This is a genomic window from Fulvitalea axinellae, from assembly GCF_036492835.1.
Classification (GTDB): Bacteria; Bacteroidota; Bacteroidia; order Cytophagales; family Cyclobacteriaceae; genus Fulvitalea; species Fulvitalea axinellae.
In genome coordinates, this window is the sequence record NZ_AP025314.1 from 256,979 (window position 1) to 270,305 (window position 13,327).

The following is a 13,327-nucleotide window of genomic DNA, read 5'->3' on the forward strand; positions in this document are numbered from 1 at the left end:
CGAATACGCTTGCGATGGCTGGGGCTAATACCTTGCGAATACCCGTCCCAAACTGTATCTTTATCTTGTTCAAAGCCAGTCCTATGATCGAGAAATTCATCAACCCCTTTACAGATTTCGGCTTCAAGAAACTTTTCGGCGAAGACCAAAACAAGGACATCCTTATCGATTTCCTTAATCAGTTATTACCCGAAGAGGATCGGATAAAGGATTTGACCTTCCATAAAAACGAGCACTACGCTAGGGCGATTGATGACCGCAGGGCTATTTTTGATCTGTATTGCGAAAATCAGGACGGCGAGAAATTCATAATAGAATTACAACGCGCCAAGCAAGCCAACTTTAAGGACAGGAGCCTCTATTACGCTTCGTTTCCGATTCAGGAACAGGCCGAACCGGGTACGGAGTGGAAATTCAAGCTCAAGGCCGTTTATACTGTTTGTATCATGGATTTTATTTTTGATGAGCACCAACAGGACGAACTGCTCCATCAGGTTAAGTTGATGAATATCAAGACAAACAAGGTCTTTTACGATAAGCTGACATTCATTTACTTAGAGACTCCCAAGTTCAAAAAACAATTGCACGAGCTCGAAAGCCAATTCGATAAATGGCTTTATTTACTGCGCAATCTTAACCGGCTTACCGACCGTCCGCTACAGTTGCAAGAGCGTGTATTCCAAAAGTTTTTCGATGCCGCCGAGATAGCCAAATACACGCCTGTTCAATTGGAAGATTACCGAGAATCGTTAAAAACACTCCGCGACTATTACGGGACTTTGGATAACAAACTACAGGAAGGTATCGAGATAGGTATTGAGCAAGGAGAAAAAAGAAAAGCAATAGAAATAGCCAAGAGTTTATTGGCTGTTGGGTTGTCAGTTGAGCAAATAGCCAAAAGCACGGGTTTGGGTATAGATGAGATTGAATTGTTGAGATAAGATTTTCTCGGTGATTAGGCCAGTAAACATATTGTTTGCCCCCTAAGTCAAAGGCTCTCTGCATTCGAAAAGTACTCACTAAGGTGATTTTTGTGTTTATTTTATTTTTCTTTATATTTAAGAGGTGTTTGTTTTTTTGTCTGTTATTCAGAACTGTCTGTTTTTAGTTGTTTAATTGGTCCTCGCTTTGCCGATATGGCAATAGCGATAAGACCGCCTGTACCTCAAACTACCTAACTTTTATTGTTATGAAAAACATCAAATTCTATTTGTTGCCCCTTTTATGCGTTATGGTGTTGACCTCTTGTTCTGAAAATGAAAAGGATAAGGACCCCGAAGAAAACACCTCGATAAACGGGTCTTGGCGACTTACAAGCAACAGTTTTGGCTCCTTTGACACTGATGGAAGTCGTGTGTGGACGGATGTCAAGGATGGCCATAAATTGGAACTTAAGTCGGGAGGTAATTTCATGTCAGGAGAGTTTGATTGTAAGGAAGGGACTTACAAGCTTTCGGATAAGGAAATTACTTTTACTTTCGGTTGCGAGACTTTTGACGCATGGCTCCTAAAGTATACTAATGGTGAGATCTTGTATAGCTACGAGATAAAAGGGAAGTATATGATACTTAGTGAAATTGGGAGCAGGTGTGACGAGGGGTGTCTTTACAAATTTGTGAAAGTGGAAAGTCCTGACTAATTCGCTGGTAAGTTAAATCCCAGAAGTCTCATTCACCCTTGCTTATCCGGTAAGAATTGTAAAACTGGCGTGTGCGAACTCAAATGCTGGTGGTATGCGCAATAGCAAAACTGAGCGGCAGCCAGAAACAAAAATTCCTGAATATAACAGACCATCCTGATGGAGCTGGGCGGGAAACTTCCCGTCTTTGCTGTTCGTTACGCAATCGTTTGCGTTATAGGTCGTTATAAACCCGGTAAATATTTATGTATGGATAAATGTTTAGGGTATGGAGAGAGGTGTATATGGGGTCTTGGCTCCTATATTCGTGGGTTTGGCCATAATGTTGGCTTCTTGCGAGTCCAAGCTTGATGATCTGGAAGGCGAGTTTTCCGGGCAGGAAACTGCATTGCGCAATGCTAGTCATAATAGGCCGGAAGGTATCAGCGTGTTGAGTCATAATTTGTTTCTGTTGCCTGTTGACGGTTACTGGAATAATTATGAGCGTGTGGAGCGTATGGCCGAGGCGGATTATCTGAAGGGTTATGATGTGGTTGTCTTTCAGGAAGTGATTCATAATGGTCCGGTAGACCGGTTGCTTGAGAAGTTGAAGAAAGAATATCCGTACCAGACGCCGGTGATGGGGCGTGGCAAGTCCGGCTGGGACGCTACGCTGGGGGCGTATTCGTCAGTTACTTTTGAGGATGGCGGCGTGGTTATTCTGAGCAAATGGCCTATCGAAGTGAAAAAACAGTATGTCTACAAAGAGGCTGTCGAGTACGATTATATGGCCAACAAAGGTTTCGCTTACGCCCAGGTTAACAAAAAGGGAGAAAGATACCACATTATAGGTACGCATATGCAGGCTACGCATACCGGCGGTTGGGAAAAGTACGCCCCTGTAAGGGCCGCTCAGCTAAAGGAGATGCGATCTTTTATGGACGGACTGCCTAAGGATGAGATGGTGCTTATGGCCGGCGATTTCAACGTGATTAGGGAATCTGCCGAGTATCCGGCGATGTTGGATATCCTTGGCGCTGGCGATCCGCAATTTGTGGGCAAGGAGCATTCTTTTGACGTTATCGAAAACCAGATTATCGCCAAGCGATACGACGGTACTACGCCGGAGTATCTGGATTACGTTCTTTATTCCAAAAACCATAAGGTTCCGCCGTTTTGGCAGAATCTGTGTTTCGATCCCGTAATGCCCAAGCAGGTACACGCTATGGGAACCTCATTTTTTGAGTATTCGGACCACTACCCCGTCGCCGGATTTATGTATGCCCCGGCTAATGCTCCAAAGGCGAGTTTGAGGTATCGGGAGTTTGACCATGTTAGCTTTGAACATTTGAAAACCGGAAAGTACGTTACGTCCAGAACCGACGGTGATTGGGATGATTATTTGAAAATCGGTCCTTCAAGTCCAGCAAAGGAGGCTTTGTACAATGTAATCGCCAAAGGCAACGGAGACTATAACGACATCGCTAATGGGACTTTGGTGACTGTAGAACCTTCGTACAAGCGTCATTTCAAGTGGAACGAATACGCGAATACGGGCATTTACCCTAAAAAAGGTTCGGCGATGATGAATTTGGCTCTGAAAGTTATCAAGTCGGATGATGGCGATATCAATAACGGTGTACAGGAAGGCGATGTAGTCGCTTTCGTCGTTGACCATGCCGTGGGACCTACGCGTTATATTTCTCCTTGGCCTGAACAAGACCGCTGGAAAGATTACATGTTTCTGTGGGACGAACGGTTGACCGATAACGCCTTTTTTGTTATCCACCTGAATCCGGATAGCAGAGAGGATTGGAGCGGAGAGTTGGTGTATTGATCAGACATTACAATACGATACTATAATCCCGTAACCTGAGTTGCGGGATTTTTTCGTTGCGTTTCTGAGAACTGTTTAGAAGAAGCCCTCTCTATTGAAAATACGACCGAACCAACCGGAAGAGAGTCAGGAATATAGAGAGAAATACAAGGGGGATGACTGCGTACAGGGAAACCTTGTTGTGTAAATTGATGGCGCCGAATAACCAAAGTAAATAGGCGCCTGCGCAACAAACGATGAATTGGGAGAAAAGGGATTTTCTGTTGTTCATGAGTGTGAGTTTTGTGTAATGTTAGGTGATAGAATTCAGATAAAAAATTGAAAAAAGGTCGATGTGTTACATGTTTGTTTTTCTCCCTGCGCAAATAAGCAAAAACTACCGCCTAGCCTCCTTTGTGGCCTCTGACGGTAGTTTTTTGTTTTGAAAAAAAAGTATCAGAGCCAGCGGGGCTATTGGCTGGCGGTAGTCTTTTGCGAGATTTTTCTGATTGTATAGTAAAGGGCATCATAAAACGGAACCTCTTCGTCGGGGATAGTGCCGTGAATGGAATCTTCATTTGCCCCAGCTTGCCAATATCTATGGCTGGATAGACTTAATAATAGGTTTGAGTTAGGGAGTCCGCTATGAGGGTACGGGAAAAATGTCTATTAAGACAGTAGCGATTTTTCATAAACGAAAGTGTGTGGATTTGAACAAGGCGTATTGGTGAATCAAATAAAGAAGTCTGTTTGCCAACAGACTGTTTGTTTACTTTTGCAACGTGCTGTTTGTTCTGCTTGCGTATTGTTCCAGATCTCAAGGGGCTGGAGAGTTTTTTAAGGAGTAGGTAAGTGCAACGGCCATAGCTGGGCGGGGTTCTGCGGAGAGGAATTTTATTAGACGTTATTTCGGGTTCTTCGTCTTGGCGTAGATTGTTTATCAAAACGTATAAGGATTATGAAAAAGTATCTGTTTTTGCCGTTGCTTGTTCTCGCTTCGTGCGGAAGTGACGTAATGGAAAACGAGGAGGAAGATCAGGGCGTGAAACCGCCTGTGGAAGAAAACGTGATCAAAGGCGAGGAAGGCGCTCCGGAATTTTGGCTGTTGGAAGATTTTGAAGGAAAGGTGCTGAAGTCCGATGAGGTATTGGCGCTGACGGGAAGGATACTGGACAACGACACGGTAAAGAGTGTCGATTGGGTGGTGGAATCTCAGGACAGAACGGACGATTATTCCTATTGGTTGGGCAGTCTTAGGCCCGTAAAGGAACGCGAGAAGGAATATGTCGATGAGCCTTTGGTATTGCTGGGTGAGGAAGAGACGGGCCGGATGATGACCGGAACGTATAGCGTAAAAGTCCGGGCTTTGGACAACGAGGGTAACGGCACTTCTTTCGGCTTTACGTTTTACCTTGACGGGGAGACTGGGGAAACGCCTGCGCAAGACGTATTCAGTTTTAGAGGAGAGGAATTCCCCGTGGCGAAATTGCAGTATTCGGTAGTGAAAGAAAATACGGCCAACGAAGCCGGGCAATTGCAGGTGTGCGCCGAAGGGACGTCGGTAAATAGGACCTACCTTTCGAAAGGCTCTGTAGTCTGGTTTACGCTTAAAGGCTCCGAGGCGGAGCAAGGGCTAAAAGAAGGCGAATACGATATTGCGGACCAAAGCGTACAAGCATTTGTATACCTCAACAAGAACGTGGAGGGAAAAGAAAGCCAGTCGATAGAGTGCGCCAAAGGAAACCTGAAGGTAAGCAAGAACGCTGACGGAACATATAAAGTTAGTTTCAATCTGTATGCGGAAGACGGCTCGGAGCCGATTTCCGGCGTAGCCTGCGGGGAGTTGGAGGTTATCCGATGATTTAAGATTGGATATCCCGCAAGGGTGGCCCGGGCTGTTGCTTTGATTGTGGCGGTCTGGGCTTTTTTGTTTTTTGGGGAAGAATGAATTGCTGGGTACTGCTAATCAACAGACGGTTTTTTATATTGATAACCAGTAACTTTTAACCACGGCTATGGTTCGGAGATTTTTATCGATTTTGGCCATTCTATCAATAGGCTGTAAGCAGACGTCATCAACCTCAACATCGGAAGCCTCTACGCTTGACAGGAAGAGCGGGAGACGGTTGGTTGAAATTAGGGAACTGCCATCTTCTGAGGAAGTACCTGCTGTTGCTGTTGGAAAGCGACATCGCTATGTCAACCCATATCATTATGGGGAGTTGAGTAAATATTACGACCCAAAACAGGTTGATTTTAGCTCCGAGTATTATAAGATCCAAAATAGCCTTTTTACTGACCTTGAGACTGATGTTTTTGACAGTGTCGCATCGTATGATTTTTCGGGAATCTGGAAAAGAGGGTATTCGCAGGAGGGAGTTATCGGCGTGAATTATCGGAGGATCGAGATCAGTATATCGGATGTGGTCAAGGATAAGGCGAACCCTATGAAGTATTTTGTATATGGGGTTTCTGAGGTCGCTGATAATAGGTGTGATTTCTCTGGAGAATTGGAGCTGTTAAACGGTTATTCTTTAAGGGAATCGGACGTGGAAAATGTCATGCAAGGAGTCGTGTTCGGAAGATATACGTTTCGGGAAGATTCCGCTCAAAACCATCCGGGCCTTTTTAGCGGGATTGTGGAGAGTGGCTTTTTGATAGATCACCAAGATGGAAAAGTTAAGTTAGATACCTTGTCGATCGACGCTGACGGATATGCGAACAACAATTTTGTGGGAACTTGGACCGGTTATGATGCTGGAAAAGCCAAGAAGTGTATCTGGGGAGAGTATCGTTTACCCTTCACTTTTGATTTTGATATAGGGGACGGTGAAATGATCGTCAATAAAAAATACCGAAAGTACGGTTGGGGTTATTATGATGAGGTTTACAGTGAGTAAATATAGAGTGGTGGAACCGAATCTTTATTGTCTAATCCTGACCGCCTAATGGTGGGCGCCAATATCTTGAGTGACGGGACGCTGGTGATCAGCCTGACTTTGGATGGAACTTACGAAACGGAGGTACTACCATGAATTGACGGAATTTTTAAACTCTCCGATTGGTGTGGTGAGCTATTACATTCCTCCGGAATATGCGAATGGCCAAGATTTCGAGAAGCGGTATGGGGTATTTGGCTTATAGTGTTTAGGAAGTTGTTGTTGGTATTGTTCCTCTTTAACAGGTCCTGTTCAGTAGGTTGAGCTAGGCTCCCTGTACGATCCCCTTTTCTTGAAGGATACTTTGGCAAAAGTAATGTTCGCAATTCCTTTTGGTGCGGTTATTTTTCCTTCGGAAAGTATATTGGCTGTTTTTAGGCTCTTAGCTGGGTAAATCTTAATGTATGAGCCGGTCCTTCCAATTATAGACCAGACACTGAACTCTTCCAGAAGTAAATTGACGCAATTGTTTACGAATGCCTCTTTGGAAACATAATTACTGTATAGATTATAATATTTGTTCACAAAGCGATTGAGGTCTTCTGTCAGTGATGACTGAAACAGGTTGTTGGAATCGTATAAAAGCTTATACTCCCTTAAGGTTTCTGAGAACTCTTCTTGTTCAAGCCAATGATCCCAGTGAACTAATTTATACGGAACATTTAGAGTTTCGACAATTTTGAGATTACTGTCCAACCATTGTGTTTCCATTGTGTTTCCATTGCGATTGCCTGGCTATAAGCATCGTGTTTGCTAAGGCCAGTTATATGGAGGTTATGCCTTTGGAGAGCCCCAGAAATGTTTATGACACATGAAGAGAATCGCTTGTTGATAAGTTCGATTGTCGCCTTTAGTTTATCTCCAGTTTGATTGGGGTTGTTCATACTGATTCCGAGTAAACATGTCTGTTTGTTTTTGTGAGAGAGCAAGTCTTTTGGGAGGCGGGCTCTGTATTTACTTTTTGTATCATCAATCATGCTGATATTCAGGAAGGTGAGAAAAATATTTAAAGCAATATGGTGAAAATGGTTCGCATTTAAATTATAAAAATGACTTTGTGTTTTGTGGACTATTTACCAGACCCGATAAGGGTTTGATCAAGTACTTTCAGCTCTTTGAAGAAGACTCAAACCCCACTTGGAGAGTATGGTTTATTGGCCTATTTTGCGGACGAAATTGTCACTTATCATTAATAAAGGTTATCACGAATTCAAATCGCTCCTCATAGAAGGTCCGTGAGGCTCGATCCTGTTTGACGTCATACGAAATCATTCGTGATAACCACTAATTTACTCAACGAGATGGGAATGTTTGATATTTTTAAAAGCCGAGAGCAAGAACGTATCAGTACTTATGAGGGCTTTTGGAATTGGTTCCTGACGGAAGAAAAATCCTTTTTTAAGGTTCTTAGCAAAGGAGAAAACGTTGAACGGGATTTTTGTGAACACCTTTCTCCTAAGCTAAAAGAACTTAGGGAGGGCTTTTTCTTTTTGGCGGGAATGTTAGACGATAAGACTGCGGAGTTGATTATCTCAGCCGATGGACGGTTAAGGAATATTCCATATGTAGAAGAACTAATAGAAAGTGCTCCAAAGCTAGGTAATTGGAAGTTCACTGGATTGAAGCCGGCTTCTGACATTCAGAATACCTCAATAAGAATGAGTGGATATGAATATCACGCAGACAATATGTGGTTCTATGCCATTAAGCATGAGCGATATCCTGATGAAATAGATATTGTTATCACTCATGATGATTTCAATCAAGAGGATAAAGTTAATTTAGAGAGTGGTGTACATATCTTTTTAGACAACTATCTGGGGGAGTTGAATTTTGCCGTTTCGATTGATCGAATATCGCTAATATCTCCTTCCGACGCCGAAAAGGAATTGATACCGATCTCGAAACTTAAAGATTACCTGATATGGAGAGAAAAGGAGTTTGTGGAAAAGTACGAGGCTACTTATTATGATAGTGAAAATGACTCCTACTCGGCTTTAAAAGGTAATATGAAGGACAGTGGGAATTCCTTTTTTGCGACTATAAACAACAACCTGTTGGAGTGGGACGCCAAACCTTCGCACCCTTGGGTTATGGAAATTGATTTTACTTTTGAAGGGCCCAACGGAATGCCTGACGAAAGGACGTATAAATTGTTAGACGTATTTGAGGATGAGCTTACAAGTATCCTGAAAGACTCCGACGGTTTTCTGAACGTAGGCAGAGAAACGGGAGATAACCACCGGCGTATTTACTTTGCGTGTAAAGATTTTCGAAAGGCTACCAAAGTGATTGAAAGAATAATGGAGAAGTATGAGGAGGGCCTAAAAGGAGACTTTATGATATACAAGGACAAGTATTGGCTGTCGTTTAGGAAGTTTATGGCTTAGTGCCTTCCCGTACCGGCTTAAGTTTTGGAAAAAAGCCCCCGCCCCACTCACAAAGTATTAAGATGAGGATGCCACTCCGAGATATGGGCTTCCCTAAGTTTTTCCATAAATCGGAAATAGAGTTCTTCGAAGTTCTGCGGAACTCTTTCTTCGAATATGTCGCCCAACATATAGGTTCTGATTGACAGCATCGATTGTTGGCTTCGGGAGTCTGGCCTTGGAAGTATGAAGCCCGGCGCCCACCGGCGGTGCGAGGCGGATTTCAATGCTTTTATGTTGTCTGTCAGGTCAATATCGAAACAGGTTTTGAACAAGTTGGTATAGCGGATCAGAAAATCATAATCTACCCTTCGGGGCGGGCGTTCTTTGGGCAGTTCGCTCCACATTTCCTGTAGGGAGAGCCGGGAAGACAGGGAGCCTACGGCCTTTAGTTTTTTCATTAGCCCTTCCACATTGGACGGATTGATTTTTTCCAAAAAACTACGCCATTCTTCTTCGGGAATTTGGCATAGGCGTTCGGGCCCTTTAAGGTATCCGACATTGGGTTCTTCGCCCCACGATACTCCTTTCATGACTTTTTGGGAGAACGGAACTACATCGCTCATAAGCCAGTCCAGATGTTCGCCCAAAAGAAATTTCAGCTTGTTCAGAAGTACCGTCCGTTCGTGGTCGCCTACGGGGTAAATCACTATAACGTCGCGCATATGGGTGGCTATGCCTACGGCCCCTACCTTCATACAGGTGGCCAGCACGGGCGATTTTTCCATAAAAGACGAGTAGATATACTGAAGGATCGGCTCAAGATATTCGGCTTTGGCGTTAACGTATATTTTCTGGTCCGAAGGCGCTCCGGAGTTCACCTTTTTTGGAGAGTACATATGGTAGTAACCGTCCCTATGCGCTTTGACTTTTGTCCTTTGGCTGGTCGAAAGATCTAGGACTTCGCTTTTGTCCGGTTGCTGATGAGGGACACGTTTGAACTTCATGTTCTTGAAAAACTGATATAGTGTCTCCTGAACGGCCTCGGGTTCTATGGGACAGTTCATTATGGCAATTCCAGCCTCGTAGGGCGATTTCTTTTTTGCCAAACCGTAACAGTGATCCTGCAGGCTTATTCGGGGCTGCTCCTCATCGTTTAGGTCTATCCATGCCCGCCAAAGAAAATCGATCATGGAAGCGAAACTGCTATTGTCTGTCTGCATCGCGGCTTCAGAACCACGCTCCAATACCTTTAGCGGAACAGCGCAGACGCCTCTGGAGGTTAGGGCTTTGATCCATTCGTTTTCTTTGTCAAAGCTGGGGAATACCCTTTGGTCCCAGTCCACGGCTATGGACTCGGATTGCTCCAGCCGGTAATGAGGACGGTAACGTTCGTTTTCGACTTGCGACCAAGGTGCGAGATAAGTGTCTTCCGTGGCTACGCTGGCCTCAAACTTCGCTTGAATACAGTCTGGCTTAGGCGGTTTTTTTGAGACGCCCGCTCGGGTTTGTTTGTTGGCGTTGGACGAACTGTGTTTGGCCGAAAAGAACAAGCGGAAGTTGTTTAGGAATTACTAAAAGGTCCAAAGGAGATTTTTCAGGTTGTATGTCGCCAGTAATATGCTAAACTTTGTTTGTGAGAATTTGCTTCATGTAAGTATTCTCAGCTTAGCGAAGCTTTTAGGTCAGGTGGATATAAAAAAGAAAACCTCGCCCAGAACATAGTCCAAGCGAGGCAAAAACATATAATGATATGGCTACCGAGTTATTTTTTCGCTACGTCTTTCACGCGTTCTTCTGTATCGAGTTTTGAAAGCGTCAGACGGATGATGGCGTCTTCCGTGGCTTTGAGGTCATGCGGTACGCTAGGCGCAAGGCTGAGCATATCGCCGGCCACCAAATTCAGGACTTTACCTTCTACACCGAAATCCACGGCGCCGCGATAAAGCTCTACGGTAATCGGAAAGGCTGTTTTGTGCTCTTTCATCACTTGGCCGGCTCTCATCAGGATGCGGATCTCTTTGGAGGTCTCGCTTTCGAAGAGTACGGATATAGCCGGTCTTTCGTCGCCGTATGCCAAGTCTTTGAGTAATGACGCAGTTTGCATGGTGGTTTGTTTTTAGAATGAATTTAAATAACGTCCGCAAATTAACGCTTGGAAAGGTGGAGGTGTTATGCTTCCGGTCATAGATAGTGGAGGTTTTTTGCGAACATTTCGTAAACTTGGAGAAAGTCCGCGTGGGCGGGCGATGTTTGGTCTTGATGAACGCTTATGTCGTTACGTTCGAAAACCGAGGATTTTATTTCCACTGTTTTGGGAATTGTCCTCGGAACGGGAATAGTGATTTGGGGAATGCTTTATGTGGCGGGCTTGGAGTGTGTCCGTTTTGTTAGGGGAACCAGAAAATATAAAGGGAAATAAAAAACCGGAGCCGTTTAGGTCGGAACTCCGGTTTCTATTGGATACGTTTATTTTTGCGCCTCTTTTTGGGGCGGAGTGCCGTTTTTTAAAGCGTGACAACGGCGACTTTGCTCCCTACCACTATGTATTTGCCTTCGGCGAAAACTACGTCGAGCATACGGCCTTCCAATTCGATTTTTTCGGCGTTATCGAAGTCGAGCCCTTCGGAAAAGTATAGTCCCTCATCTTTCAGGTGCGTGCCCAGCAATACGTATTTTCCGTCGAGATATTCCACGCCTTGGAATGACAGGCTGTTTGTTTTCAAGGTCCACGCTTTTCCGTCGGTGGAAGTGGCCACGGTGGTAGAGCCTTGTGAAACGGTGGCCACGAATCCATGCTTTCCGTAAGTGACATCACCGAACCTTCTGTAACTTGACTTGTCGATGGTTTTGAAGTCCCAGTCCTTTCCGTTGTCTGAGTACCCTACCCGACCGTCTTTACCTACGGTTACATACACGTTGTTTCCGTACGCTTGTCCGTTCCATTCGTCGTCTACGTAATCGCTTCGTTTTACGGTCAGGTTTACGAGGTCCGAACCGTTTGAAACTCCGTAACGACCTTTTGAAGCCGTAAAGATGTAATTAGGCGCTTGGTAGCTGACACTTTTCCAATCCCACTGTTCGTTTGTTTGGGATTTTGTCCAAGTCACGCCGTCCGGGGATGTGGCTACGGCGCCATTGTCGCCTACCATTACGAATTGGTTGTTCGCGAAAATCACCTCTTGCCAAGAGGTTCCTCCAGTTACGTCGGCGACTTCTGTCCAGGTTACGCCGTCTTCGGAGTAATGTACCGATCCGCGATCTTCGCTGTTGAGTGTTTTGCCGTAATATCCAACGGCTACGAAAGTGCCGTTTCCGTGGGTCGCCGACAAGAAAAGAACGCCTTCACGGCTAATGTCGGCGTAAGTGATGGAAGCTCCTGTTTGTTCAGGCTCCTTTACGGTCACTTTTACGCTTGCGCTTTCGGAATCGTCCTTGCCGTCGTTTACAACTAGGTTGAACGTATATTCGCCGGCGGTTGTCGGGGCCGTGAATTTGGGTTGGGCTACGCTGGCGTCCGAGAGCGTAACGGCTTCGGGATTTTGCCCGGAAACGGTCCACTTGTATTTCAGCTCGTCCTTGTCGGTGTCCGATGAGGCGGATCCGTCCAACGTCACTTCATCACCGGCTGTTACGGTTTGGTCTTTGCCGGCGTCGGCCACAGGCTTGGTGTTTGATGCTTCCGTCGGTGTTACCGATACGGTGATATCGACTTGGTCGGCTTTGGAATCGGTTTTCCCGTCGTTCACTACCAAGCTGAATGTGTATTTGCCGGCGGTTTCCGGCGCCGTGAATTTCGGTTTTGCCGTTTTGGCTTCCGAAAGCGTAACGGTGGCGGGGTTTTGGCTGGAAGCGGTCCATTTGAAGGTCAACGGGTCATTGTCAGCGTCTGACGAGGCGGATCCGTCCAGTGTTACCTGCTGGCCATTTTTGTATTCGGCGTCTTTTCCGGCATTGGCCACCGGGGCGGTATTTGACGTGGCTTCCTCGCTGTCGGAGTCGGATCCGCAGGCAAACGCAAAGGTCGAAGCCATAAAAATTTGCAACAGTGTGGTTTTTTTAATCATAAAATTATATTTAAATATTCATGTGTGGTTTTCCCTAGTGATATTCTTTACAGGTATATTGTCAGGTTTTTACTGGGTTTGGTGTAAAAAGCAACTCTGATTATTCGATCATCCTAATGACTTGACAACATATCTTTGCGACAAAGAGATCACTATAAACACAATCATATGAAATATGAATCTAATGTACTTTCATGAACGTATTAAAATCCTTTCTCCCTCTATTTCATTTGTATATTTCAGTGTAATAATCTTTTAATTATATGGAAGAGAGTAGGAAACTATACGTTCGGACTTATTTCTTCATCAATGAAAAAGATGTGTATAAGACTGTTATTTCGTTGTAGACTATTAAAAATATTATAATTTAGATACGCTGGATGTGTGTGTAAGTGCTTATTACAAAGCGATATATTGTACGTAATGAAGTGGATTGCTTTTGCATATAAGCAAGAGTTTGAGTGGTTCGAAAATCCAGAAAAAACGCAATGATCATAATATTTGATGGTTGTGTTTGC

At 44.6% G+C, this 13,327-nt stretch carries 11 protein-coding genes; 7 read left to right on the forward strand and 4 right to left on the reverse strand.

Going from position 1 to position 13,327, the window contains the following annotated elements; genetic code table 11:
- Positions 1–83 precede the first annotated feature (83 nt).
- The 5 genes from AABK39_RS00970 (at position 84) to AABK39_RS00990 (ending at position 6,334) form a co-directional block, all read left to right on the forward strand.
- A complete protein-coding gene (locus AABK39_RS00970; protein ID WP_338393076.1) occupies positions 84–941 on the forward strand; it encodes an Rpn family recombination-promoting nuclease/putative transposase in 858 nt (285 codons plus the stop codon).
- A gap of 248 nt (positions 942–1,189) precedes the next feature.
- A complete protein-coding gene (locus AABK39_RS00975) occupies positions 1,190–1,639 on the forward strand; it encodes a hypothetical protein (protein ID WP_338393077.1) in 450 nt (149 codons plus the stop codon).
- 268 nt (positions 1,640–1,907) lie between these two features.
- On the forward strand, positions 1,908–3,455 hold the full coding sequence (gene sph / locus AABK39_RS00980) for a sphingomyelin phosphodiesterase (RefSeq protein WP_338393078.1): 1,548 nt from the start codon (positions 1,908–1,910) through the stop codon (positions 3,453–3,455).
- A gap of 937 nt (positions 3,456–4,392) precedes the next feature.
- Complete coding sequence (locus AABK39_RS00985; RefSeq protein WP_338393079.1) at positions 4,393–5,295, forward strand: hypothetical protein; 903 nt, start codon at positions 4,393–4,395, stop codon at positions 5,293–5,295.
- A 154-nt stretch (positions 5,296–5,449) separates the two neighbouring features.
- Positions 5,450–6,334: a hypothetical protein gene (locus tag AABK39_RS00990; protein ID WP_338393080.1), complete on the forward strand. Its 885-nt coding sequence runs from the start codon at positions 5,450–5,452 to the stop codon at positions 6,332–6,334.
- A gap of 291 nt (positions 6,335–6,625) precedes the next feature.
- Here AABK39_RS00990 and AABK39_RS00995 read toward each other — a convergent pair whose 3' ends face one another.
- Complete coding sequence (locus tag AABK39_RS00995) at positions 6,626–7,084, reverse strand: hypothetical protein (RefSeq protein WP_338393081.1); 459 nt, start codon at positions 7,082–7,084, stop codon at positions 6,626–6,628.
- Between the two features lie 596 nt (positions 7,085–7,680).
- Here AABK39_RS00995 and AABK39_RS01000 point away from each other — a divergent pair.
- On the forward strand, positions 7,681–8,763 hold the full coding sequence (locus tag AABK39_RS01000; RefSeq protein WP_338393082.1) for a DUF695 domain-containing protein: 1,083 nt from the start codon (positions 7,681–7,683) through the stop codon (positions 8,761–8,763).
- 47 nt (positions 8,764–8,810) lie between these two features.
- On the opposite strand, the gene AABK39_RS01005 is transcribed toward AABK39_RS01000, so the two are convergent.
- Both AABK39_RS01005 and AABK39_RS01010 read right to left on the reverse strand, forming a co-directional pair.
- Entirely contained in the window at positions 8,811–10,295 is a 1,485-nt protein-coding gene (locus AABK39_RS01005) for a hypothetical protein (RefSeq protein WP_338393083.1), read from the reverse strand.
- A 212-nt stretch (positions 10,296–10,507) separates the two neighbouring features.
- Positions 10,508–10,849: a cupin domain-containing protein gene (locus AABK39_RS01010; protein ID WP_338393084.1), complete on the reverse strand. Its 342-nt coding sequence runs from the start codon at positions 10,847–10,849 to the stop codon at positions 10,508–10,510.
- Between the two features lie 165 nt (positions 10,850–11,014).
- Here AABK39_RS01010 and AABK39_RS01015 point away from each other — a divergent pair, with 165 nt between their 5' ends.
- Complete coding sequence (locus AABK39_RS01015) at positions 11,015–11,164, forward strand: hypothetical protein (protein ID WP_338393085.1); 150 nt, start codon at positions 11,015–11,017, stop codon at positions 11,162–11,164.
- A gap of 85 nt (positions 11,165–11,249) precedes the next feature.
- On the opposite strand, the gene AABK39_RS01020 is transcribed toward AABK39_RS01015, so the two are convergent.
- Positions 11,250–12,809, reverse strand: a complete 1,560-nt coding sequence (locus tag AABK39_RS01020; protein ID WP_338393086.1) for a PKD domain-containing protein — start codon at positions 12,807–12,809, stop codon at positions 11,250–11,252.
- Positions 12,810–13,327 lie beyond the last annotated feature (518 nt).

Bases quoted from the DNA above. Each gene is read 5' to 3' on its own strand.
- AABK39_RS01000 (WP_338393082.1), top strand. From the start codon at position 7,681: ATGTTTGATATTTTTAAAAGCCGAGAGCAAGAACGTATCAGTACTTAT.
- AABK39_RS00970 (WP_338393076.1), top strand. From the start codon at position 84: ATGATCGAGAAATTCATCAACCCCTTTACAGATTTCGGCTTCAAGAAA.
- AABK39_RS01015 (WP_338393085.1), top strand. From the start codon at position 11,015: ATGTCGTTACGTTCGAAAACCGAGGATTTTATTTCCACTGTTTTGGGA.
- AABK39_RS00975 (WP_338393077.1), top strand. From the start codon at position 1,190: ATGAAAAACATCAAATTCTATTTGTTGCCCCTTTTATGCGTTATGGTG.
- AABK39_RS01010 (WP_338393084.1), bottom strand. From the start codon at position 10,849: ATGCAAACTGCGTCATTACTCAAAGACTTGGCATACGGCGACGAAAGA.
- AABK39_RS00985 (WP_338393079.1), top strand. From the start codon at position 4,393: ATGAAAAAGTATCTGTTTTTGCCGTTGCTTGTTCTCGCTTCGTGCGGA.
- sph (WP_338393078.1), top strand. From the start codon at position 1,908: ATGGAGAGAGGTGTATATGGGGTCTTGGCTCCTATATTCGTGGGTTTG.
- AABK39_RS01020 (WP_338393086.1), bottom strand. From the start codon at position 12,809: ATGATTAAAAAAACCACACTGTTGCAAATTTTTATGGCTTCGACCTTT.
- AABK39_RS00990 (WP_338393080.1), top strand. From the start codon at position 5,450: ATGGTTCGGAGATTTTTATCGATTTTGGCCATTCTATCAATAGGCTGT.
- AABK39_RS00995 (WP_338393081.1), bottom strand. From the start codon at position 7,084: ATGGAAACACAATGGTTGGACAGTAATCTCAAAATTGTCGAAACTCTA.